Consider the following 22,088-nt stretch of genomic DNA (forward strand, 5'->3'; position numbering starts at 1 on the left):
GTGGCACGGCCACAACCCACCGCCCCCGACGTTGGGCGATCGGCCCTACCGGAGGAGCTCCGGGGCCGGTCATCGTGGCAATACCGGACAGTAACCGCTGGTCCGCGCAAAAACCACCGCCGCACCTGTTCAGCGTCGAAAGGTGTCTTCCGTGCGCACTTCCCCGAGCACCCGCCGACGGCGGTCCTACCTCTCGTGCCTGGCCGCGGCCGTGGTCCTGCTGGCGACCGGCGCGGCGGTGCCGGCGGCCGGCGCACCCGCGGCCCTGCGGGAGGTGATGTTCGTCGGCAACAACTGGGACGGGACGGCGGACGTCATCCAGTCCAGCGGCTCCTTCGCGCACATCGGGCGCGTGAACATCATCCCGGACAAGGACGACCGGCTGCGGGAGATCTACCTGAACCCGGTCAAGCTGGCGTTCTTCCTCGGCATCCGCAACGGGCCCGGCGAAGGGCACGACCAGTTCGTCGACGACATGTACACCACGCCGGACGGGTCGTCGGTCGTGGCTTCGCGGCCGAGCTTCGCCGACGTCGTCTCGATCAGCCTCGCCACCGGCCGGATCAACTGGCGCTTCCCGGTCTCGGGCTTCCGCGCCGACCACATGGCGGTCTCGCCGGACGGCCGCCGCGTCGCCGTTTCCGCGTCGACGTCGAACACCGTGCACGTGCTGGACATCGTGACCGGGCAGCAGGTCGGCTCGTTCGCGACCGGCGACAAGCCGCACGAGAACGTGTTCACCGACGGCGGCCGGTACCTGTGGAACATGTCGATCGGCAACGTGGACACGAACCTCGACGACCCGGGCTGGGACTTCACCAAGGGGGACCGGCACATCACGATCGTCGACGCCACGACGTTCCGCCAGGTCAAGGTGATCGACATGCGCCAGCGGCTCGACGCCTTCGGGCGCCACGACCTCTCGAACGCCGTGCGGCCGGTCGCGTTCACCCCGGACGGGTCCACGTTGTACTTCCAGGTGTCGTTCTTCAACGGCTTCCTGGAGTACGACGTCGCGAGTGACCGGATCACCCGGCTCAAGGAGCTGCCGAAGAACCCGGCCACGAGCGACGACCGCACCACGTTCGTCAACGACTCCCGCCACCACGGCCTGTCGATGAACCCGGCCGGCACGAAGCTGTGCGTCGCCGGGACGATGGACGACTACGCGACGGTCGTCGACCGCGCGACCCTGCAGCAGGGCACGCTGGTGCCGGCGGTGAAGCCGTACTGGGCGACGGTCAGCGGCGACGGCGCGGCGTGCGTGATCTCCGAGGCCGGCGCGGACCGCGTCACGGCGATCGACTTCGCGACGGGCCAGAAGCTCGTCTCGGTACCGGTCGGCGACCACCCGCAGCGGGTCCGGATCGGCCACGTGCCCGAGGGCTGGACCGGCCCGGCTTCCTGACGCCGTCGTGAGTGAGAAACAGCGTTAGAACCCTGTTTCTCACTCACGACAGACTCAGGAAGTTTCGTAGGCGAGCGTCAGCCACTCGCGGACTTCGTCGTCCACATCGGACACTTCACGCAGCTTCAGCTGGTGCCCCACCCGGGGCCCGGCCGCCGACGCCCACCGCGCCGGGGCGATCCGCGCCGTCTCGATCGGGTGCGGCAGGAACAGGTACACCAGGACGTCCCGCGAGCGGGGCCGGAGCTCGGCCAGCTTCCGGTCCCGCTTGAGGAACACCCCGACCTTGACGGCGTCCTCGTGGACGTCGCCCAGCGTCCGCAGGTGCTCGATCACCGCGTCGTAGATCGCGCGGAACTTCGGGTCGCGGCCGGCGAACGTCTCGTCGACGGTGCAGCCCGGGACGCACGTGTGGCCCTGGCCGGCGCGCGCGAACTCGCGGTCGCAGCGCGGGCACGTCCAGCGGGTCGCCATGCCGTCCAGCATGGCACTCACAGCGTGGCCGGGCCGAGCGTCGGCATGGTGTGGCGGCCGCGTTGACCAGCCGTCGCGGCCGCGGTCTTCCGCCGCGCCGCCGGCAGCCGGTCCAGCAGCGCGGCCGGCGCACCGTGGCGCCGGTCGACGATCCGGGCGGCCGGCGCGCGGCCGGGTCACCCCGCCAACCTAGCGGGTCGGCGGGACGATCCCGTACTCGTGGATCTTGCGGTAGATCGTCGCCCGGGAGATGCCGAGCAGCTTCGCCGCCCGGACCTTGTTGCCGTCGGCGTCCTCGAGGCAGCGCACGATGGCGTCCCGCTCGATCGACTCGAAGCGGTTCAGCGGCCGCCGCGCGACGGTGTGGAACTCGGCCGGGAGGTCGCCCGGGCGGATGGTCCCGGCGCGGCGGCGCTGGGCCACCTTGCGCAGCACCTCGTAGAGCTGGCCGGTGTTGCCCGGCCACTCCGCCCGCATCAGCAGGTGCAGCGCCGCCGCCGAGCAGGTGAGCCGGCCGCCGTAGCCGAGCTTGCTCAGCACCAGCGGGACCAGCTCCGCGAGGTCCTCGACGTGGTGGCGCAGCGGCGGCACGCGCACCGTCCGCGGGAACGACTTCAGCAGCTCGGCCAGCGCCGGCTTCGTCTCGGCTTCGGGCACGAGCGTGACGACGACCCAGGGCGCGTCGGCCTGCTCGCGCAGCTCCCGCAACGCCGTCGCCAGCGCGTCGGCCGCCGCGGCGGGCAGGCGGTCGGCGTGGCGGATCACCAGGGTGCGGATCGGGGCGTCGGCGTGTTCGCGCAGCAGCTCGGGCGCCCAGTCGGTGCCGCCGGCGACCGCCGCGTCGACGGTCAGCAGCCGCGCCGCCGGGTGGTGGCGCTGGTGCAGGCCCTTCGCCAGGGTCAGCTTGCCGGTCCCGGCCTCGCCTTCCAGCGCGACCCACTCGCCGCGCTGGTGGCCGGTGTCCAGCTCGTGCCCGCAGCGCAGCCACAGCGGCGCCGAGCCGACCACGCCCGGCAGGTACATCGGCAGCATCGGCGTCGACGGCACCGCGAAGGCTTCCTCCGCCTCGATCAGCTTCACCGACAGCACGCCGCCCGCGGTGTCGGTCTCCCGCTGGCCCGGGACGCGGCGGCAGAACACGCGCACGCGCAGCCCGCTGGACAGCGCGAGCGTCGCCGACGTCCGGCGCCCGTCGGCCAGCGCTTCGGTGGCGTGGCTCAGCAGCACCGACTGGTCGACCGGGTCGAGCAGCTGCCGCGCCCGGTCGTTCATCATCACGATGTCGTCGTTGAACGCCAGCACGATGCCGGTCCACCGGCGGCAAGTCTGCAGGTACGCCTGGAAGAGGATCATCTCCCGCACGTCACTGTGCCGCAGCAGCGCCTGGCGGACCTGCTCGGCCGTCGAGCGGGCCAGCGCGATGAGCAGCCCGCCCGCGTCCTTGTACCAGCAGGTCAGGTCGACCGCGCCGATCTTCTTGCCGGAGATCGGGTGGTGGATCGGCACGCCCGCGCAGGCCAGGTTCTCCAGGTGCTCGGCGTAGTGCTCGTGGCCGAACACCGTGGTCGCGCGGCCGTCCTCGAGCGCGGTGCCGATGCCGTTGGTCCCGACGGACTGCTCGCCGTAGCTGAACCCGGGCACCAGCTCGACCCGCTCGAGGTGCCGCTTGAGGTCCGCGTCGCCGGTTCGCTGGGTGAGCACGACGCCGCTCGCGTCGGTGAGGATCAGGCTGATCGGCTGGCCGTCGAACTGCTCACCGAGCTTGTGCAACACCGGCTCCGCGCCGCGGATCAGCGGGCTGTCGGGGTTGTGGTCGCCCTGGTAGAGGGGGTCGATCCGGTCGGCCTCGACCTGGAACTCCTGCGAGCGCCGCCAGGAGGCCAGGATCGTCTGCCGGACCGTGCCGGGCGGCACCGGTTCGGCCGTCAGGAAACGGACCCGGGTGCGCGCGAGCTCGTCGTCGGCGAGCACGGTTCCGGGCACCATCTCGTCCACGTGACCTCCCGCTTCCCCGCGGCCCACGTGGGTGCGGGCACACCCGTTGTGCCGCCCGTTCAGCGTAGATCCGGCACGCGCCGCGCGGTGTCTCAAATTGAGACGCCCGGGCCGCGCGGGCGGCGGTCCGATGGAGCGGTAACCCACCGCTGACCAGGAGGAGTGCCCATGGCCGCCGAGGACGCGGAGACCTACAACCCGTGGACGATCGTCAACCTGGTTTTCACGCATTTGGCCGAACAGGGACTGCACCCGACGTTCGGCGGGGACGGCCATCCCGGTGACCCGGCCGCGGCGCTGCTGCGCGCGCTCGGGATCACCCCGACGGTCGAAGGAGACGCGCGCGTGCGGACGGGCGTCCACAGCGAGCTGGCCGAGCTGCGCGCCCGGATGCTCGGCGGGGACGAAACGTCCTGAGCAGCGGTTCTGTCTCAGATTGAGACCCGCGTCACGCGCGAGCGCCCCTTGAATGGTCAACGCAGGACGTCCGCCCCGACGGCGAGCGACGGACAAGGAGCCTCCATGAGTCGCCAGAGTGTGGCGAAAGCCCACCAGAAGATCCAGGAACTGTCGTGGGAGCCGGCGTACCACACCCCGGTTTCGCACTACGGGACCGACTACACCTTCCAGAAGGCCAAGAAGAAGGACCCGTTGAAGCAGGTCCTCCGCTCGTACTTCCCGATGCAGGAGGAGAAGGACCACCGGGTCTACGGCGCCGAAGACGGCGCGATCCGCGGCAACATGTTCCGCCAGGTGCAGGAACGCTGGCTGGAGTGGCAGAAGCTGTTCCTCTCGATCATCCCGCTGCCGGAGATCTCCGCCGCACGGGCCATGCCGCTGCTGTTCCGCACGGTGCCCAACCCGGAGCTGCACAACGGCCAGGCGATCCAGATGATCGACGAGGTCCGGCACTCGACGATCCAGCAGAACCTCAAGCGCCTGTACATGCAGAACTACATCGACCCGGCGGGCTTCAACTCGAGCCTGCGCAACTTCCAGAACGACTACTGCGGCACCATCGGCCGCCAGTTCGCCGAAGGCTTCATCACCGGTGACGCCATCACCGCGGCGAGCATCTACCTCACCATCGTGGCGGAGACGGCGTTCACGAACACCCTCTTCGTCGCCATGCCGGCGGAAGCCGCCGCCAACGGCGACTACCTGCTGCCCACGGTGTTCCACTCGGTGCAGTCCGACGAGTCCCGCCACATCAGCAACGGCTACGCGACGCTGCTGATGGCGCTGTCGGACGAGAGCAACCACCAGCTGCTCGAACGCGACCTGCGGTACGCGTGGTGGAACAACCACGCCGTGGTCGACGCCGCGATCGGCACGTTCATCGAGTACGGCACCAAGGACCGCCGCAAGGACCGCGAGAGCTACGCGGAGATGTGGCGCCGCTGGATCTACGACGACTACTACCGCAGCTACCTCGTCCCGCTCGAGAAGTACGGCCTCGTGATCCCGCACGACCTCATCGAAGAGGCGTGGAACCGGATCTGGAACAAGGGCTACGTCCACGAGGTCGCGCAGTTCTTCGCCACCGGGTGGCTCGCCAACTACTGGCGCATCGACCCGATGACCGACGAGGACTTCGAGTGGTTCGAGTACAAGTACCCGGGCTGGTACGACAAGTACGGCAAGTGGTGGGAGAACTACGCCCGCCTCGCGACGCCGAACGGACACCACCCGATCGTCGCCGAGGACGTCGACTACGTGTACCCGCACCGCTGCTGGACCTGCATGGTGCCGTGCCTCATCCGCGAGGACATGGTGGTCGACGAGGTGGACGGCCAGCACCGCACGTACTGCTCGGAGACGTGCCGCTGGACCGACGCCGAGGCGTTCCGGCCCACCTACCAGGGCCGCAACACCCCGAACATGGGCCAGCTGGTCGGCGCCCGCGAGTGGGAGACGCTCTACCACGGCTGGAACTGGGCCGACGTCGTCTCCGACATGGGCTTCGTGCGCGACGACGGCAAGACCATGGTCGCGCAGCCGCACCTGAACCTCGACCCGAAGAAGATGTGGACGCTCGACCACCTGCGCCGGATGCCCGAGGTGCAGTCGCCGAACGTGCTGCTGAACCAGATGTCCGCCGAGGAACGCGCCGCGTTCGTGGCCGACTACAACCGCCAGGGCCCGGCCGGCCGGCCGGCGCCGCAGCAGGCCTGAGGGCGAGGAGAGGCCCGGCATGGCTGAGAAGCACCGCGTCCGGTTCGAGCCGGTCGGGATCGAGATCGACGTCGCCGAGGAGCAGACGATCCTGCGCGCCGCCGCCGAGCAGGGCGTCATGCTCATGCACGGCTGCAAAGAAGGACAGTGCGCGGCCTGCAAGTCGTTCATCCTCGACGGCGAAGACGTCGAACACGACCGCTATTCGACCTTCGCGCTCCCCGACTACGAAAAGGAGGAAGGCTTCACGCTGCTGTGCCGGGCCCACGCCTACGAGGACCTCACGATCGAGCTGCTCAACTACGACGAGGAGATGATCCACTCCGGCCTGCCGATCCAGGAGGCCGAGGTCGAGGTCGTGTCGAACGACCACGTCACCCACGACCTGCGCCACCTCGTCGTCAAGCTCACGGACCCGGACCAGTCGCTGAAGTTCTTCCCCGGGCAGTACCTCGACTTCGCGATCCCGGACACCGAGGAGTCCCGGTCGTTCTCGATGGCCAACACCTCGGCGCGCGACGGGCTGCTCGAGTTCGTCATCAAGATCTACCCCGACGGACTGTTCTCCCGGTTCCTCGACACCGACGTCGCGGTCGGCGACCGGCTCCGGGTGAGCGGTCCGTTCGGGGTGTTCACCCTCCGGGACAACCCGGGCAAGGACCTGGTCTTCGTCGGCGGCGGGGCCGGGATGGCGCCGATCCTGTCGCTGCTGCGGTCCATGGCCGAGCGCGGCATCGACCGGACGGCGACCTACTACTACGGCGCCCGCCGCGAGGCGGATCTCTGCTTCCACGCCGAACTGCGGGAGCTCGAGGAGAAACTGCCGAACTTCCGTTACGTCCCAGCGCTTTCCGAACCCGGCGACGACGCCTGGGACGGCGAGACCGGCCTGATCACCGACGTCCTGCGCCGGGCCGGCCTCGACCTGACCGGCGCCGACGCCTACGTCTGCGGCCCGCCGCCGATGGTCGAGGCCGCGCTGGAACTGCTGCCCGCGCTCGGCGTCGCCGACAAGCGCGTCTTCTACGACAAGTTCACCACCACGGGCGAAGGGTAAAAACCCATGACAGCCACCCAAGAACGCAGCGTGCCGAAGCCGACGTTCACCGACGCCGAGGCGGGCGCGAAGGTCTTCCCCGACTCCGACGCCCGGCGGTTCAACTACTTCAGCGCCGCCAAGCGCAAGCAGAGCCACTACGAAGACGTCACCGTCGAGGTCCAGCCCGACCCGCGCCATTACCTGTCCCAGGGCTGGCTCTACGCCTTCGCCGACGGCAAGGCCGGGTACCCGCTGGAGTGGACCGCGCTCAAGGCGTGGGGTTCGGACCGGCCGGTGCCCGAACGCAGCCCCGGTTCCGGCGGCAAGGGCTACGACTGGCCGGCCCTCGGCTGGCACGAGTTCCGCGACCCCAACGAGGAGTGGGAGCTCACCCTCTACCGGTACAACGCGAACGTCGTGCGCCAGCTCAACCAGAACGTCGACGCCGCGCGGCAGGCCAAGGCGTTCGAGCAGTGGAACCGCAACTGGATCGACTTCGTCGCCAAGCACGTCGGCGCGTGGATGCACGTCGACCACGGCCTCGGCCTCTACTTGTACGCCAACGCGAACCGGCGTGCGCCGACGAACATGCACAACAACGCGATCTCGGTGAACAGCATGCACCGCATCCGCGCGGCGCAGGACCTGGCGCTGTACAACCTGACGCTCACCGAAGAGGTCGAGGGCTTCGACGGCTCGGCGCACCTGACGACGTGGGCCGAGGACCCGGCCTGGCAGGGCGTGCGGGAGACCGCCGAACAGCTGACCGGCATCTGGGACTGGTGCGAGGCGATCTTCGCCGCGAACATCGTCTTCGAGCCCCTGGTCGGCGAGCTGTTCCGCAGCAACCTCGTCCAGCAGGCCGCGCCCGCGAACGGCGACTTCGTCACCCCGACGCTGATCGGCGCCGAGGAGTTCGACTTCTCCGAACGCGACCTCCGCTACACGAAGGCGATGTTCCACCTGCTGATCAACGACAAGGAGTTCGCCGGGCACAACCAGGCGCTGCTGCAGAAGTGGCTCGAGGACTGGGTGCCGAAGAGCATCGCCGCCGCCCGCGCGCTGCAGCCGCTGTGGTCGCAGCCCGACGCCAAGCCGATCCGGTTCGAGGACGGCCTCGACCGGGCGAAGAGCCGGTTCGCCGGAATCCTGTCCGAATTGGGCCTCAAGGCACCCGAGGAGCTGGGCCAGTGACTGTCTTCAAGACCGCGGAAAGCCCGTTCAAGACGAACAACACCGCGTCCAACATGTGCGGGTTCACCCTGATGAACAACCAGGTCGGCGCGATCGTCGCCGAGGTCATGTCCACCAAGGACAACGTGACCGTGACACCGCTGCCGTCGATGATCCGCGTCGACGCGAAGGGCCGGACGGACCTGGTGTACGCCGAGGTCGACGAGGCCGCCGGCGAGGAAGAGGGCTGGTTCAACGCGGCCGAGTTCGAGGAGAGCATGTCCACCCACTACGGGCGGATGATCCACGAAGACGACCGCACGATCATGTTCGCCAACCCGGAGGACGCGGCCGAATACCTCGACTTCGATCTCAAGGTCATCAAGTAACCCCAGCTGGAAGCACTCGATCCGCTCAGGAAGGATCACCCATGTACGAAAAAGACGGCGAAAAGTACTTCGTAGTCGACGCCCACACCCACTTCTGGGACGCGAGCCCGGACAACTGGGTCAAGGGCCAGGAGGAATACGCCAAGGGGTGGATCGAGTGCTTCCACGCCTACCAGGGCCTGGGCCCGAAGGAGACGCACTGGCCGATCGACCGGTTCCAGAAGTACTCCGAGGAACTGATGATGCACGACCTGTTCGAGGTCGGGCACGTCGACACGGCCATCTTCCAGCCGACGAACCTGCGGCAGTGGTACAAGAACGGCTTCAACACCACCGAAGCCGACGCGGCGCTGGCCGAGAAGCACCCCGGCAAGTTCCTCGTGAACACCACCTTCGACCCGCGTGAAGGCGACGAGGGCCTGAAGGCGTTCGAGGAGCGCGTCAAGCGCTATGGCTGCAAGGGCGTCAAGCTCTACACGGCCGAGTGGCGCGGCGACTCCCGCGGCTGGAGCCTCAAGGACCCGGAAGCGGCCCGGTATCTCGAGAAGTGCGAGGAACTGGGCGTCAAGAACGTCCACATCCACAAGGGCCCGACGATCTGGCCGCTCGACAAGGACGCCTTCGACGTGTCCGATGTGGACCACGTGGCGACCGACTTCCAGGGCCTGAACTTCATCGTCGAGCACGTCGGCCTGCCGCGCATCGAGGACTTCTGCTTCATGGCCACCCAGGAGCGGAACGTCTACGCGGGCCTGGCCGTGGTGGTCGGCGGCCTGATGCACGCCCGCCCGAAGTTCTTCGCGAAGGTCATGGGCGAGCTGATGTTCTGGCTCGGCGAGGACAAGCTGATCTTCGGCGCCGACTACGCGATCTGGGAGCCCAAGTGGCAGGTCGAGGGCTTCGTCGACTGGAACATGCCCGGTGACGACGAGCTGTCGGACTTCCCGCCGCTGACCGTCGACCAGAAGAAGAAGATCCTCGGGCTGAACGCCGCCCGCCTGTACGACATCGACGTTCCCTCGGAGCTGAAACTCGCGAACCCGAAGGACGTCGAGCCCGTCGGCGTGCCGAACCCGTGACGGCCCTCGACGACCGGATCGTCCGCGCCGACCACGCCGCGGTGTGGTCGGCGCTGGGCACCGTCCGGGATCCCGAACTGGACGAACCCCTCACCGACCTCGGGTTCGTGGCCCGCTGCGAGGTGAGCGCGGCGGGCCACGCCGTCATCCGCCTGCGGCTGCCGACGTACTTCTGCGCGCCCAACTTCGCGTTCCTGATGGTCGCGGACGCCTACGACGCCGTCGCCGGCGTGCCGGGCCTGACCGGGCTCGACATCCGGCTCGACGACCACTTCGCCGCCGACGTCATCAACCGCGGGGTGGCGGCGCGGCAGGGGTTCGTCGCGTCGTTCGAAGGCGAGGCCGTCGACGAGCTGGACAGCCTGCGCCACGACTTCGTGCGCAAGGCCGTGCTGGCCGGCACCGACCGCGTCTGCCGGTCCCTGGGTGGCCGCGACCCGCGGTCGCTGACCCTCGGCGACGTCCCGCCGAGCCCGGACCTCGAGCGGCTGCGGGCGCGCCGCCGCGAACTGGGCCTGCCCGCCGAGGACGGCGACCCGCTGCTGCTCGACCCGGCCACCGGGCGAGCGGTCGACCCCGCCGACGCGAAGCGCCACCTGGCCTTCGCCCGGCTGACCCGCACGAGCATGGAAGCCAACTCCGGGGTGTGCCGCGGCATGCTGCGCGCGCGGTATTCCCTGACCGCTGAAGAGGAGGGCACGGGATGAAGGCCGTGCGGCTGCAGAAGTACCACCAGCACCCGGTGATCGAAGAAGTGCCGGAGCCGCGCGCGACCGGGCCCTTCGACGTCGTGGTCAAGATCGGCGGCGCCGGCGTGTGCCGCACCGACCTGCACATCATCGAGGAGCAGTGGGCCGAGAAGTCCGGCGTCACGCTGCCGTACACGATCGGCCACGAGAACGCCGGCTGGGTGCACGAGGTCGGCCCGGCGGTGACGAACGTCGAGGTCGGCGACACGGTCATCCTGCACCCGACGCCGACGTGCGGGCTCTGCCACGCCTGCCGCGCGGGCGACGACATGCACTGCCCGAACGGGAGCTTCCCGGGCATCGACTCCGACGGCGGCATGGCGGAATTCCTGCTGACGTCGGCGCGGGCGTGCATCAAGCTCGACCCGGCGACCCAGCCCAGTGATGTCGCCGCGCTCGCCGACGCGGGCATCACCGCCTACCACGCGGTGCGCAAGGCCGTCCCGCTGCTGTACCCGGGCACCACCTGCGTCGTCAACGGCGCCGGTGGCCTCGGGCACATCGGCATCCAGTCGCTCAAGGCCCTCACCGCGACCCGCGTGATCGTGGTCGACCGCAACGCCGACGCGCTGGAGCTGGCCGCCACCCTGGGCGCCGACGAAACGGTGCTGGGCGACGGCAAGCAGGTCGACGCGGTGCTCGACCTGACCGGCGGCAACGGTGCCGAGGTCGTGCTCGACTTCGTCGCCGAGCAGGGTGCCCAGCAGGACGCGTTCGCGATGACCCGGCGCGCCGGGTCGCACTTCGTGATCGGCTACGGCAGCAACATCGACATCCCGACCATCGACATCATCTCCACCGAGCGCAACGTCATCGGCAACCTGGTCGGCACCTACAACGACCTGGTGGAGCTGATGGTGCTCGCCCAGGCCGGGCAGGTCACGCTCCACACGAAGAAGTACCCGCTGGACGCGGCTCTCGACGCACTGGCCGACCTCGACGCCGGTCGCGTGCGCGGTCGGGCCATCCTCACCCCCTAGGAGCAGGAAACATGGCGAAGGAACTGCGGTTCGGCTCGGACGCCCGCGACCTGCTGCTGGCGGGCGTCGACAAGCTGGCCGAAGCGGTCAAGTCCACGTTGGGTCCCAAGGGCCGCAACGTGATCATCGAGAAGATCACCGGCTCGCCGGTGGTCACCAACGACGGCGTCACCATCGCCCGCGAGATCCACCTGAAGAACCAGTTCGAGAACATGGGCGCGCAGCTGGTCAAGGAAGCGGCGATCAAGACCAACGACGTCGTCGGCGACGGCACCACCACGGCCACCGTGCTCGCCCAGGCCATCGTCCACGAAGGCATGCGGGCGATCGCGGGCGGCGGCAACCCGGTGCTCGTCAAGCGCGGCATCGACCACGCCGTCGGGCTGCTGGTGGCGCACCTGGAGAAGCAGGCGCACCCGGTGGTGTCCGAACAGGACTACGCGCGGGTCGCGGCGATCTCCGCCAACGACGACGACACGGTCGGCGCGGTCATCGCGAAGGCGCTGCACACCGTCGGCGACGGCGGGGTGGTGACGGTCGAGGAGTCGCCGTCGATCGGGATGAGCGTCGACTTCGTCGAGGGCTTCGAGTTCGACAACGGCTACCTCTCGCCGTACCTGGTCACCGACCCGGGCCGGCTCGAGGCGGTGCTCGACGACCCGTACATCCTCATGTGCGCCGAGAAGATCACCAAGGTCCAGCAGCTGATGCCGTTGCTGGACAAGGTGATGCGCGCGCCGCGGCCGCTCGTCGTCATCGCCGAGACGATCGAAGGCACCGCGCTGTCCATGCTGGTGCACAACCACCTGAACGGCACGTTCCAGTCGGTCGCGGTCCGCGCGCCCGGCTTCGGCGACCGGCGGCTGCACAAGCTGGAGGACCTCGCGGCCATCGTCGGCGGCGCGGTGCTCTCGCGGCAGTCCGGGTTCTCGATGGAGACGATGACGCTGGAGCACCTCGGCCGGGCCAAGCAGGTCCGGGTCACCGAGAACCGCACCACGATCGTCGGCGGCGCGGGCTCGTCCGACGCCGTCGAGTTCCGGGTCGGCCAGCTGCGCGCGGAGCTGGAGCGCGCGCAGTTCGGCGTCGACGAAGACGTCCTGACCGAGCGGATCGGCGCCCTGACCGGCAAGGTCGCGGTGGTCCGCGTCGGCGCGGCGACCCCGGCCGAGCTGAAGGAGCTGCAGCACCGGGTCGAGGACGCCCTGTCGGCGACCCGGGCGGCGATGGCCGAGGGCATCGTGGCCGGCGGGGGAGCGGCACTGCTCCACGCGGAGAAGGCGCTGGAGGAGCTGGGACTGGAAGGCGACCAGGCGATCGGCGTGGAGATCGTCCGGCGGGCGCTGGCCGAACCGGCGTTCCTCATCGCGCACAACGCGGGCCACCCGGCGCACGAGATCGTGGCGCGCACCCGGGAGCTCGGCGACGACGAGGGCTTCGACGCGCTGCACGACCGCTACGGCGACATGATCGCGATGGGCGTCGTCGACCCGCTGCGGGTGTGCCGCTCGGCGGTGCAGAACGGGGCGTCGGTGGCGGGCCTGCTGCTGACGACGAACTCGCTGATCGCCGAGGAGCAGACCCCGTGGGGTGGCAGCGCGGCGCTGATGACCGAGTTCGGCCCGCTGGACGAGGGCCTGCACCAGCCCTCGCCCGACGCGAGCACGCCGCAGTCCCTCGGGATGGGCCCCTCCGTCGGCTGAGCCTTCGTCCGCTCGAGCCCACGGAGAACGGAGGTCCCCTCGCCGGCGTCCTGAGCGCCGGTGAGGGGACCTTCCCGTGCTGCGCGCGGCCGGCCCCGGTGCCACCCTGGAGATCATGACGCACTACGCGATGGTCCAGGCGCTGGCCACGGTGAGCGAGTTCGAGGCCAAGGGCTTCCTGGGCACGGTGGGCAAGATCGCCGCGGCGACGGTGATCTTCTTCATCGCGGTCGGCCTGGTGGTGGGCTTGCTGCTGGGGTTCTTCGTCGGCCGCTCGGTCGGCCGCCGCCAGGGCCCGCGCTGACGCTCAGCCGACGAGGCCGTGGCGGGCCAGTTCGCGGCCGGCCAGCTTCTCGATGACGTCGCGGTCGCGCTGTCGCCAGCCGGTGGCGACCTCGCCCGCCGACGCCAGCCGCCGCACCGGCTGGGTCGTCAACGCCCGCAGCGCCAGCAGGTCCATCCCCTCGTCGCCGAGGGCGCGCAGGCGGGCCGCCGCCGTCGCGCGGCGGGTGAAGTTCCAGCGCAGCGGCAGCCACGTCACCACCAGCGTGAGCACCGGCAGCGCGATGACGATCGCCGCCATCCACCACGCCAGGCTCTCCACCGCGTCGATCTGCCAGTGCCCGGCGTTCACGAGCTTGGTGCCGGCGGCCGACCCGCCGTGCAGCGCCTTGGCCAGCGCGTCGCCGATCAGCGGGATCCCGCCCGCGGAGCCGGCCGCGTCGTCGAACGTCCCGCGCAGCCCCGTGCCCGCGTCGACCAGCCCGTCGCCGGGCGCCCGCAGCTTCATCACCTCGTCGTACACCGACGTCCCCAGCCAGACCGCGAGGATCACGAGCAGCAGGGCGAGCAGGTCGCTGACGAGCTGGGCGGTGCGGCGGATCGGCCGTTCGGCGTAGAGCTGCATCGGGACGCCTTTCGCGGTGGGGAGCGCGGGCGCCCGCAACGTACCCGCGCTCCCCACCGGCGAACCGTGCCTAGCGGCGGACGACCTCCGCGAGCCCGCTCAGCGCCGGCGGCAACGCGCCTTCGTGCAGCACACCGAGCCGCTGGGTGGCCCGGGTGAGCGCGACGTAGAGGTCGGCCGCGCTGGCGGCGAGGATCGCGCCCGGCTCCACCACCAGCACCGCGTCGAACTCCAGGCCCTTCGTGTCCGACGCGGGCACCGCGCCCGGCACGCCCGGCGGCCCGATCACGACGCTGGTGCCGGCGCGCCCGGCCTCCTCGCGGACGAACTCCTCGATCGCCGTGGCCCGTTCCTCCTCGGTCACCTGCCGGGACCACGGCGGGACCCCGCACGCGCGCACCGATTCCGGCGGCACGACGTCCGGGGCGAAGTCCGCCAGCACCGCCGCGGCGACCGCCATGATCTCCGCCGGGGTGCGGTAGTTGACCGTGAGCGACCGGTAGGCCCACCGGTCGGCGACGTACGGCGCCAGCATCGCGCCCCAGGACCGCGCCCCGGCCGCCGACCGGCGCTGGGCGAGGTCGCCCACCACCGTGAACGACCGGCCCGGGCAGCGGCGCATCAGCACCCGCCAGTCCATTTCGGACAGTTCCTGGGCCTCGTCGACGACGACGTGCCGGTAGGTCCAGTCCCGGTCCGCCGAGGCGCGTTCGACGAGCGTGCGCGTGTCGTGCTCGACGAACCGGTCCGCGAGATCCTCGGCGTAGAGCAGGTTCTCCGCGGACAGCATGACGTCCTCGTCCATCTCCTCCCGGTCCAGCTTCATCGTCTCGAAGACGCCGGCGGCGTACTCGGCCTCGGCCTTGCGCTCCCGCGCGGCCGCCGCGTCGGCCGCCTTCTCGGCCGTCTTGTCGCGGCCCAGCAGGTCGGTCAGCTCGTCGAGCAGCGGGACGTCCGACACGGTCCAGGCGTCACCCCGGGCCCGGAACAGCCCCGAATCCGCCGGGGCGGCCGTGTACAGCGACGACAGCAGGGCTTCCGGCGTCAGGATCGGCCACAGCTCGTCGAGCGCGGCGGTGAACTTCTCGTCCCCGGCGAGGTCTTCCAGCAGGCCCTTCCGCATGCTCTCCCACTCGTCGCGGTCGTCGCGGCTCAGCCAGCCCTGCCCGATCCGGCCGAGCGCGCGTTCGGTGAGCACGTAGGTGACGATCTCGGTGAACACCGCGCGCGCCTCGTTGTGCGGCAGCCCGCTGTCGCGGGCTTCCTGCCGGGCCCACTCGGCGGTCTCGGCGTCGATCCGCACGGTGACGTCCTTGAGCACGACCGGCACCGGTTCGGCCGGGAGCCGCTGCCGGTCGGCGACCGCGGCCTTCAGCACGTCGAGGATCTTCAGCGATCCCTTGAGCCGCGCGGTTTCCGGGGCGTCCTCGGCGGTGACGCGCAGGCCGGGGACGAGGCCGCCGGTGGTCGTGAACACGACGTCGGTCTCGCCCAGCGAGGGCAGGACGCGGCCGATGTGGTCCAGGAACGCCGGGTTGGGCCCAACCACCAGCGCGCCGTGGCGTTCCATCCGCTCCCGCTGGGTGTAGAGCAGGTACGCGACGCGGTGCAGCGCCACGACCGTCTTCCCGGTGCCCGGGCCGCCTTCGATCACCAGCACGCCCGGGTGGTCGAGCCGGATGATCTCGTCCTGCTCGGCCTGGATCGTCGCGACGATGTCGCGCATCCCCTCGCCGCGCGGCGCGTTGACGGCGGCGAGCAGCGCCGCGTCGCCCTGCGCGTCCCCGCCCGGACGGCCGAGGTCCTCGTCGGTGAACCCGAGCACCCGCCGCCCGCGCGTGTGGAACTGCCGCCGCCGGCGCATGTCCTCCGGGTGGGCGCCGGTGGCGGTGTAGAACGGGCGGGCCGCGGGTGCCCGCCAGTCGAGCAGCACCGGCCGGTACTCGTCCTCCTCGTCGAACAGCCCGATCCGGCCGATGTAGGACTGCTCGCCCGAGACGGCGTCCAGCCGCCCGAAGCACAGCCCGTTGTCGACGACGTCCAGCCGCTGCACCTGCCGGCCGAGCGCGCGCACGCCGACGTCCCGTTCCATGGCGCCGACGCCCTTGCCGCCGAGCGCCGCCTCGTACTCGCCCTTCACCCGCGCGCGCTCGGCGTCGAGCCGCGCGTACAGCCCGGCGACGTGGTCGCGTTCGGACCGCAGTTCTTCTTCGTACCCCTGAGACAATTTTCCTCTTCGTTCTCGGACGACAGCGGTCAGGCGGGCGCGCCGAACCACTTCCGCAGCACGCCGGGCAGCTCGGCCCCGTCTTCGCCGGCCCAGACGACGTGGCCGTCCGGCCGCAGCAGCACCGCGGGCACGTCCAGCTCTTCGCTGACGTCGACGACGTGGTCGACCCGCTTTTCCCAGCCCGCCACCGAAAGCGAGCCGGTCTGGTCGAGCAGGAGGCCGCGGCCTTCGTGCATCAGGCCGTAGAGCCGGCCCTGCTTCAGCTCGACGTCCCGCAGCCGACGGCCCAGCAGAGCGTGCCCCTCGCCGAAGTCGTAGCGGATGCCGATCGCGATGATCTTCTCGGTGAGGTACCGGTTGACCTCGTCGAACTCCATCAGCTCCGCCACCAGCCGGCGCGCGGCCTGCGGGCCCGGCTCGAGCAGCATCAGCTCCATCTGCGCCCGCGTGTTGTTCAGCACCTCCTCGGCCACCGGGTGGCGCTCGGCCTGGTAGCTGTCGAGCAGCCCGTCCGGCGCCCAGCCGGCGACCGCCGCGGCCAGCTTCCAGCCGAGGTTGAACGCGTCCTGGACACCGAGGTTGAGCCCCTGCCCGCCGACCGGTGGGTGGATGTGCGCCGCGTCGCCGGCCAGCAGCACCCGGCCGACCCGGTAGCGCTCGGCCTGCCGGGTGGCGTCGCCGAAGCGCGAGAGCCAGCGCGGCGAGTGCACGCCGAAGTCGGTGCCGGCGACCTTCCGCAGCTGCTCCTTGAGTTCGTCGAGGGTCGGCGCGGTCCGCCGGTCCTCGGCGACCCCGTCGGCCGGGACGCCGACGCGGTACGTGCCGCCCTCGACGGGCATGAAGCCGAACCGCTTCTGGGTCTTGCGGACCTCGATGTTCGCGGTGTCGATCTCCTCCCGCGAGACGGCCACCTCGACTTCGCCCAGCAGCGTCTCGATCCGGCTCGGTTCGCCGGGGAAGCCGACGCCGAGCAGCTTGCGCACGGTGCTGCGGCCGCCGTCGCAGCCGACGAGGAACCGCGCCCGCAGTCGTTCTCCGCCGGCCAGCTCGACCGTGACGCCCTCGTCGTCCTGCGCCAGCCCGATCACCTCGCGGCCGCGCCGGATCTCGGCGCCCAGTTGGATCGCGTGCTCGGTCAGCAGGCGGTCGATGACGGGCTGGTGGATGCCGAGCGTGTAGCCGTGCGCGGTGTCCAGCTTCTCCGGCGACGGCTTCGGGATCCCGGCGAAGAAACCCCCGACCGGGTACTTCGTGCCCAGCTCGAGGAACCGCTCCAGCAGCCCCCGCTGGTCCATCACTTCGATGCTGCGCGCGTGCAGGCCGAGCGCGCGGACGACCTTCGTCGGCTCCGCGTCGCGCTCGAGCACCACGACGTCGGCCCCGTGCAGCCGCAGCTCCGCCGCCAGCATCACGCCGGTCGGCCCGCCGCCGGCGATGATCACGTCGAACAAGAAAACCCCCTTGACTTCCCCGCGTTTCCGCAGGTTGTGGCTACGGCCGAGAATTGTGCGGCACGACGGGGGTCTTGCCGCAAGCCCGGGGGTGCGCTATACGTTGAACATGGAGGGGAGTGGTTTTCCTCCCTCCGTCTCCGGGACGTCTTCCCAGATCCAGCCCTTCGTACCAGGTTTCGGCCTGCTCTTCGCGGCCGGTCTATGACGGCTGTCATAGTGTGCTTCGCGTCGCACTGTGGTCTGATGGAGCTATGACAGCTGTCATAGACATCCGGGAGCTGGGTGACCACCCGGCGGACCGGGAGCGCGTCGCCGCGCTGGTCGCGGCCTGCTCGCCGGAGAGCCTCCGGCTGCGGTTCCTGATGGGCGGCCCGGCCGAGCCGGGCGACGTCTTCCGGCGCTACCGGCGGTTCCTGCTGGCGGGAACGCCCGCGCTGCTGGCCGTTCGCGACGGGCGGCCGGTGGGGCTGCTCAACTTCGTCGCGGAGACCCCGGGCGAAGCCGAGATCGGCGTCCTCGTCGCCGATCCCTGGCAGCGACAGGGAATCGGCAGCGCGTTGACGCGCTGGCTGTGGGCGTCCGGGCAGTGGCCGGGCTGGACGGTGCGGGCCACCGTGCGGGCCGGCAACACCGGTGCGGAAACGCTGCTGCTGCGCCAAGGGTTCCGGCCCGTGCCGACGTACGAACGCGGCGAGCGGGACTTCGCCCTGGTCGTCCCGGACTGGGCTACCATGACAGGTGTCATGAAGGAGGCGGTCGATGACCAGGACGCCGCGGGAGCGGATGGTGCTCAGCGCCGCGCAGCTGGTGCGGATCCAGGGTGTCGGGGCAACTGGCATGCGGGACGTGGTCGCGCACGCCGAGGCGCCGCGGGGGTCCCTGCAGCACTACTTCCCGGGCGGTAAGGACCAGCTGATCGCCGAAGCCGTCGCGTGGGCGGGAGGGTACGCGGCGCGGCGCGTCGAGCGCGTGCTGGCGAAGCTGACGGATCCGACGCCCGGCAAGCTCTTCGAGGCCATGGCCGCTCAGTGGCGCGACGAGTTCACGGCCCAGGGCTTCGACGGCGGCTGCCCACTGGTCGCCACGGTCGCCGACACCGCGGCGACCAGCGACAGCCTGCGGGAGGCGGTCGGCAAGGCGTTCGACGGCTGGCAGCGTCCGGTCGCTTCGGCGCTCGAGGAACTGGGCGTGCCGTCGGCTCGCAGCACGTCACTGGCGGTGCTGATGCTCAGCGCCCTGGAGGGCGCGATCGTCCTGGCCCGCGCGCACCGGGACGTCGCACCGCTCGACACGGTGGTCGCGGAGCTGCGCCCCCTCCTCGACGGCGCGGTGTCCTAGGGGGCCGCGGAAAGACTCCGTCCGGGATTCCCGAGACGGCCTAAGTGTGGGTGCCGCCGTCGATGCGGATTTCCGTGCCGGTGATGAACTTGCCGTCGTCGGAGGCCAGCATCGCCACCACGCCCGCCACCGTCTCCGGGCCGGCCACCGGGTTGCCCACCTCCGTCGTGAAATCCGCCGGGAGGATCGGCAGCAGGCGGCCGAACAGCGAGAAGTCGGTGTCCTGGGGCAGCCAGCTCGCCGCCGAGTCCGTGATGCCGCTCTTCACGCTGCCCGGCGCGATGCTCACCGCACGCAGGCCCTGCTTGCTGTACTCCAGCGCCAGCGAGTGCGTGAACGCCTGGATGCCGCCCTTGCTCGCGCAGTAGGCCGCCATGTACGGGTGCGCGAACGACGCCGACGTCGAGCTGAAGTTCACCACCACGCCGTGCTCCGAGGCGAGCAACGACGGCAGGGCCGCGCGCGTCACCAGGAACGTGCCGGTCAGGTTGACCGTCAGCACGCGGTTCCACAGCTCCAGCGACGTCTCGTGCGTGTGCGAGGCCAGCAGGATGCCGGCCGCGTTGACCACCACGTCGAGCCCGCCCAGCGCGTCGACCGCCGAAGTCACCCCGAACTCGACCGACGCCTCGTCGGCCACGTCCATGACGAACGTCGTCAGGCCGCCGAGGCTCGCGGCCTTCTGGGTCTCGATGAGCCCCTCTTCGGAGACGTCGGTGCCGATGACCTGGGCCCCCTCCTCCAGCAGGCGGAATGTGGTGGCCCGGCCGATGCCGGAGCCGGCACCGGTGACCAGGATGCGGCGATCGCGCAGGCGTTCCATGGCGATCACCGTAGCCAAGAACTCAGAGCGCGGGCACCCTCTCGGCCTCCGGCGGCGGGCCCGGCGGGGTCCCGTCGCCGAACGGGCGGCCGCCCAGCTCCTCGCGGTGGTGCGGCGTCGGCCAGCCGGACACGTCCGGCCCCAGCGGGACGATCCCGCTCGGGTTCAGGTTCTTGTGCACCACGTAGTAGTGCTCCTTGATCTGCGGGAAGTCGATGGTGTCGCCGAACCCGGGCGTCTGGAACAGGTCGCGCGTGTAGGCCCAGAGCACCGGCAGTTCGGTGAGCTTCTGCCGGTTGCACTTGAAGTGGCCGTGGTAGACCGCGTCGAACCGGACGAGGGTGGTGAACAGCCGGACGTCGGCCTCGGTGATCGTGTCGCCGACCAGGTAGCGCTGGTTCGCGAGCCGTTCGGACAGCCAGTCCAGCCGCGTGAACAGCTTGCGGTAGGAGTGCTCGTACGCTTCCTGGGAGCGGGCGAACCCGCACTGGTAGACCGCGTTGTTGACGTCGGTGAACACCTTCTGCGCGACGTCGTCGATCTCGTCGCGCAGCTTCTCCGGGTACAGCTCGGGCGCGCCGTCGCGGTGGTACGCGGTCCACTCGGTGGACATGTCGAGCGTCATCTGCGCGAAGTCGTTGGTGACGACCTGGCCGCTCGGGACGTCGACGAACGCCGGCACGGTGATGCCGCGCGGGTACTCCGGGTCGCGCTTGAAGAACGCCTCCTGCAGCCGCTCGATGCCGAGCACCGGATCGCGACCGCCCGGATCCAGGTCGAAGCTCCAGCTCCGCTCGTCGTGCACCGGCCCGGCGATGCCCATCGACAGCACCGGTTCGAGGCCGAGCAGGCGTCGCACGATCACCGCGCGGTTGGCCCACGGGCACGCCCGCGCGACGACCAGGCGGTAGCGCCCGGGCTCGACCGGCCAGCCGTCGCGGCCGTCGGCGGTGATGCGGTCGGGAAGGTAGTTCAGGTCGCGCTTGTACTCGCCCTGGTCGGTCATCGGCGTCCTCAGCAGTCGTCGGTCGGGGGAGTGGCGTCCAGCGCCGCGGCCAGCCGGGCCAGCACCGGCCCGGCCGTGCGGATGTCTTCGGTGCTCAGGTGATCGAACACCCAGGCCCGCGCGCGGGCGAGGTGGCCCGGGTAGGCCGCCTCCAGTCTGGCCAATCCGGCGCCGGTCAGCACGGCGTTGGACGCGCGGCCGTCCTCTTTGCAGCGCCGCTTCTCGACCAGCCCGCGGCGGGTGAGGTCGTCGACGACCCGGCTGATCCGGCTCAGCGAAAGCCCGGTGGTCGCGGCCAGTGCCGAGATGCGGAGCAGGTGGTCCGGCGCTTCGGAGAGCGCGACGAGCACACCGTAGTCGCTGACGGTGAGCCCGGTCTCGGGCAGGAACTGGTCCTCGAGCGCCCGCGGCAGCGCGGTCGTGATGCGCATCAAGGACCGCCAGAACGGCGCTTCGTCGGGATCGAGCGCGGACAGTTCACCCATACGGCGAGTGTATGCGAAAGCTTGCTTGCGCAACCAGCCAAAGTGAGTACAGTGTCGTTGAACCCTCAATCACCTGGGGGTCGCCCCGACGAGGAGAGAAGACGAGCATGACCAGCGCGACCACCTACCCCCAGCTGACCGGTGAGTACACCCTGGACGCCGCCCACTCGCGGATCGGGTTCGTCGCCCGGCACGCCATGGTGACCAAGGTCCGCGGCAGCTTCAACGAGTTCACCGGCGCCGCGACGATCGACGGGGACACCCCGGAGAAGTCGTCGGTCCAGGTCACGATCCAGGCCCACAGCATCGACACCCGCAACGCCGACCGCGACGGTCACCTGAAGAGCAACGACTTCCTGTCGATGGACGAGTACCCGCAGATCACCTTCACCTCCACCGAGATCAAGCAGACCGGCGAGACCTCCTTCGACGTGACCGGCGACCTGACGATCAAGGACGTCACCCGGTCGGTCACGATCCCGTTCGAGTTCGAGGGCTCCGCCAAGGACCCGTTCGGCAACGACCGGATCGGCTTCGAGGGCTCCACCACGATCAGCCGCAAGGACTACGGCATCACCTGGAACGCCACCCTCGAGACCGGCGGTGTCCTGGTGAGCGACAAGGTCACCCTCGAGTTCGAGATCTCCGCGATCAAGAACGCCTGACTTCGGGAGCGGGAGC

Annotated in this window: 22 protein-coding genes; 14 read left to right on the forward strand and 8 right to left on the reverse strand. The window is 70.4% G+C overall.

Features of this window, described 5'->3' with window-relative positions; all coding sequences use genetic code 11:
* Positions 1-199 precede the first annotated feature (199 nt).
* On the forward strand, positions 200-1,408 hold the full coding sequence (locus OG738_RS32405) for a YncE family protein (protein ID WP_442875962.1): 1,209 nt from the start codon (positions 200-202) through the stop codon (positions 1,406-1,408).
* A 54-nt stretch (positions 1,409-1,462) separates the two neighbouring features.
* Here OG738_RS32405 and OG738_RS32410 read toward each other — a convergent pair whose 3' ends face one another.
* Positions 1,463-1,882 (reverse strand): DUF5655 domain-containing protein, encoded by a 420-nt coding sequence (locus tag OG738_RS32410; protein WP_329046688.1) that lies wholly within the window; start codon positions 1,880-1,882, stop codon positions 1,463-1,465.
* 189 nt (positions 1,883-2,071) lie between these two features.
* Entirely contained in the window at positions 2,072-3,868 is a 1,797-nt protein-coding gene (locus tag OG738_RS32415; RefSeq protein ID WP_442875963.1) for a sigma-54-dependent Fis family transcriptional regulator, read from the reverse strand.
* Positions 3,869-4,045: 177 nt separating this feature from the next.
* Between OG738_RS32415 and OG738_RS32420 the strand changes: the two genes are divergently transcribed.
* The 10 genes from OG738_RS32420 to OG738_RS32465 all read left to right on the forward strand — a co-directional run bounded on the left by OG738_RS32420 (position 4,046) and on the right by OG738_RS32465 (position 13,468).
* On the forward strand, positions 4,046-4,294 hold the full coding sequence (locus OG738_RS32420; protein ID WP_329046691.1) for a hypothetical protein: 249 nt from the start codon (positions 4,046-4,048) through the stop codon (positions 4,292-4,294).
* A gap of 105 nt (positions 4,295-4,399) precedes the next feature.
* Positions 4,400-6,052 (forward strand): methane monooxygenase, encoded by a 1,653-nt coding sequence (locus tag OG738_RS32425; protein WP_329046693.1) that lies wholly within the window; start codon positions 4,400-4,402, stop codon positions 6,050-6,052.
* A gap of 19 nt (positions 6,053-6,071) precedes the next feature.
* Positions 6,072-7,109, forward strand: coding sequence for an NADH:ubiquinone reductase (Na(+)-transporting) subunit F (locus OG738_RS32430; RefSeq protein ID WP_329046695.1), 1,038 nt, complete (start codon positions 6,072-6,074; stop codon positions 7,107-7,109).
* Between the two features lie 6 nt (positions 7,110-7,115).
* Complete coding sequence (locus OG738_RS32435) at positions 7,116-8,285, forward strand: toluene hydroxylase (protein WP_329046698.1); 1,170 nt, start codon at positions 7,116-7,118, stop codon at positions 8,283-8,285.
* Positions 8,282-8,653, forward strand: coding sequence for a propane 2-monooxygenase effector subunit MimD (mimD, locus tag OG738_RS32440; protein ID WP_329046700.1), 372 nt, complete (start codon positions 8,282-8,284; stop codon positions 8,651-8,653). The genes OG738_RS32435 and mimD overlap by 4 nt, the downstream gene beginning before the upstream one ends.
* Before the next feature lie 41 nt (positions 8,654-8,694).
* Positions 8,695-9,732 carry an amidohydrolase family protein gene (locus OG738_RS32445; protein WP_329046702.1) on the forward strand — a complete coding sequence of 346 codons (1,038 nt, stop codon included), beginning with the start codon at positions 8,695-8,697 and terminating at the stop codon, positions 9,730-9,732.
* Positions 9,729-10,439 carry an iron-sulfur cluster assembly protein gene (locus OG738_RS32450; RefSeq protein ID WP_329046704.1) on the forward strand — a complete coding sequence of 237 codons (711 nt, stop codon included), beginning with the start codon at positions 9,729-9,731 and terminating at the stop codon, positions 10,437-10,439. Before OG738_RS32445 ends, OG738_RS32450 begins: the two co-directional genes overlap by 4 nt.
* Positions 10,436-11,461: an NAD(P)-dependent alcohol dehydrogenase gene (locus OG738_RS32455; protein WP_329046706.1), complete on the forward strand. Its 1,026-nt coding sequence runs from the start codon at positions 10,436-10,438 to the stop codon at positions 11,459-11,461. The genes OG738_RS32450 and OG738_RS32455 overlap by 4 nt, the downstream gene beginning before the upstream one ends.
* An 11-nt stretch (positions 11,462-11,472) precedes the next feature.
* Complete coding sequence (groL, locus tag OG738_RS32460) at positions 11,473-13,164, forward strand: chaperonin GroEL (protein ID WP_329046708.1); 1,692 nt, start codon at positions 11,473-11,475, stop codon at positions 13,162-13,164.
* Positions 13,165-13,240: 76 nt separating this feature from the next.
* Positions 13,241-13,468 carry a hypothetical protein gene (locus OG738_RS32465; protein ID WP_329046709.1) on the forward strand — a complete coding sequence of 76 codons (228 nt, stop codon included), beginning with the start codon at positions 13,241-13,243 and terminating at the stop codon, positions 13,466-13,468.
* Between the two features lie 3 nt (positions 13,469-13,471).
* On the opposite strand, the gene OG738_RS32470 is transcribed toward OG738_RS32465, so the two are convergent.
* The 3 genes from OG738_RS32470 to rox are packed head-to-tail and all read right to left on the reverse strand — an operon-like array spanning position 13,472 to position 17,752.
* Complete coding sequence (locus tag OG738_RS32470) at positions 13,472-14,128, reverse strand: hypothetical protein (RefSeq protein ID WP_329046711.1); 657 nt, start codon at positions 14,126-14,128, stop codon at positions 13,472-13,474.
* A gap of 13 nt (positions 14,129-14,141) precedes the next feature.
* Entirely contained in the window at positions 14,142-16,298 is a 2,157-nt protein-coding gene (gene helR / locus OG738_RS32475) for an RNA polymerase recycling motor ATPase HelR (protein ID WP_329046714.1), read from the reverse strand.
* Between the two features lie 29 nt (positions 16,299-16,327).
* Positions 16,328-17,752 carry a rifampin monooxygenase gene (gene rox, locus OG738_RS32480; RefSeq protein WP_329046715.1) on the reverse strand — a complete coding sequence of 475 codons (1,425 nt, stop codon included), beginning with the start codon at positions 17,750-17,752 and terminating at the stop codon, positions 16,328-16,330.
* Between the two features lie 254 nt (positions 17,753-18,006).
* On the opposite strand from rox, the gene OG738_RS32485 reads away from it, so the two are divergent.
* Both OG738_RS32485 and OG738_RS32490 read left to right on the forward strand, forming a co-directional pair.
* Positions 18,007-18,660, forward strand: a complete 654-nt coding sequence (locus tag OG738_RS32485) for a GNAT family N-acetyltransferase (protein ID WP_329046718.1) — start codon at positions 18,007-18,009, stop codon at positions 18,658-18,660.
* Positions 18,593-19,093: an LmrA/YxaF family transcription factor gene (locus OG738_RS32490; RefSeq protein WP_442875824.1), complete on the forward strand. Its 501-nt coding sequence runs from the start codon at positions 18,593-18,595 to the stop codon at positions 19,091-19,093. The genes OG738_RS32485 and OG738_RS32490 overlap by 68 nt, the downstream gene beginning before the upstream one ends.
* A gap of 40 nt (positions 19,094-19,133) precedes the next feature.
* On the opposite strand, the gene OG738_RS32495 is transcribed toward OG738_RS32490, so the two are convergent.
* From OG738_RS32495 to OG738_RS32505, 3 genes are read right to left on the reverse strand one after another with little or no spacing between them, the layout of a single operon-like run.
* Complete coding sequence (locus OG738_RS32495) at positions 19,134-19,916, reverse strand: SDR family NAD(P)-dependent oxidoreductase (RefSeq protein WP_329046720.1); 783 nt, start codon at positions 19,914-19,916, stop codon at positions 19,134-19,136.
* Positions 19,917-19,938: 22 nt separating this feature from the next.
* Positions 19,939-20,922, reverse strand: a complete 984-nt coding sequence (locus tag OG738_RS32500; RefSeq protein WP_329046722.1) for a glutathione S-transferase family protein — start codon at positions 20,920-20,922, stop codon at positions 19,939-19,941.
* A gap of 8 nt (positions 20,923-20,930) precedes the next feature.
* Positions 20,931-21,407: a MarR family winged helix-turn-helix transcriptional regulator gene (locus OG738_RS32505; RefSeq protein ID WP_329046724.1), complete on the reverse strand. Its 477-nt coding sequence runs from the start codon at positions 21,405-21,407 to the stop codon at positions 20,931-20,933.
* A gap of 107 nt (positions 21,408-21,514) precedes the next feature.
* Between OG738_RS32505 and OG738_RS32510 the strand changes: the two genes are divergently transcribed.
* On the forward strand, positions 21,515-22,072 hold the full coding sequence (locus OG738_RS32510; protein WP_329046726.1) for a YceI family protein: 558 nt from the start codon (positions 21,515-21,517) through the stop codon (positions 22,070-22,072).
* Positions 22,073-22,088: the final 16 nt, after the last annotated feature.

The sequence above is a fragment of the Amycolatopsis sp. NBC_01488 genome, assembly GCF_036227105.1.
Classification (GTDB): Bacteria; Actinomycetota; Actinomycetes; order Mycobacteriales; family Pseudonocardiaceae; genus Amycolatopsis.

Excerpts from the sequence above, each read along its gene's own strand:
- OG738_RS32495 (WP_329046720.1), bottom strand. The coding sequence starts at position 19,916 with ATGGAACGCCTGCGCGATCGCCGCATCCTGGTCACCGGTGCCGGCTCC.
- OG738_RS32425 (WP_329046693.1), top strand. The coding sequence starts at position 4,400 with ATGAGTCGCCAGAGTGTGGCGAAAGCCCACCAGAAGATCCAGGAACTG.
- OG738_RS32435 (WP_329046698.1), top strand. The coding sequence starts at position 7,116 with ATGACAGCCACCCAAGAACGCAGCGTGCCGAAGCCGACGTTCACCGAC.
- OG738_RS32500 (WP_329046722.1), bottom strand. The coding sequence starts at position 20,922 with ATGACCGACCAGGGCGAGTACAAGCGCGACCTGAACTACCTTCCCGAC.
- OG738_RS32490 (WP_442875824.1), top strand. The coding sequence starts at position 18,593 with ATGCGGGACGTGGTCGCGCACGCCGAGGCGCCGCGGGGGTCCCTGCAG.
- OG738_RS32420 (WP_329046691.1), top strand. The coding sequence starts at position 4,046 with ATGGCCGCCGAGGACGCGGAGACCTACAACCCGTGGACGATCGTCAAC.
- OG738_RS32505 (WP_329046724.1), bottom strand. The coding sequence starts at position 21,407 with ATGGGTGAACTGTCCGCGCTCGATCCCGACGAAGCGCCGTTCTGGCGG.
- OG738_RS32510 (WP_329046726.1), top strand. The coding sequence starts at position 21,515 with ATGACCAGCGCGACCACCTACCCCCAGCTGACCGGTGAGTACACCCTG.
- OG738_RS32415 (WP_442875963.1), bottom strand. The coding sequence starts at position 3,868 with ATGGTGCCCGGAACCGTGCTCGCCGACGACGAGCTCGCGCGCACCCGG.
- OG738_RS32445 (WP_329046702.1), top strand. The coding sequence starts at position 8,695 with ATGTACGAAAAAGACGGCGAAAAGTACTTCGTAGTCGACGCCCACACC.
- OG738_RS32430 (WP_329046695.1), top strand. The coding sequence starts at position 6,072 with ATGGCTGAGAAGCACCGCGTCCGGTTCGAGCCGGTCGGGATCGAGATC.
- OG738_RS32485 (WP_329046718.1), top strand. The coding sequence starts at position 18,007 with ATGACAGCTGTCATAGACATCCGGGAGCTGGGTGACCACCCGGCGGAC.
- OG738_RS32410 (WP_329046688.1), bottom strand. The coding sequence starts at position 1,882 with ATGGCGACCCGCTGGACGTGCCCGCGCTGCGACCGCGAGTTCGCGCGC.
- OG738_RS32455 (WP_329046706.1), top strand. The coding sequence starts at position 10,436 with ATGAAGGCCGTGCGGCTGCAGAAGTACCACCAGCACCCGGTGATCGAA.
- groL (WP_329046708.1), top strand. The coding sequence starts at position 11,473 with ATGGCGAAGGAACTGCGGTTCGGCTCGGACGCCCGCGACCTGCTGCTG.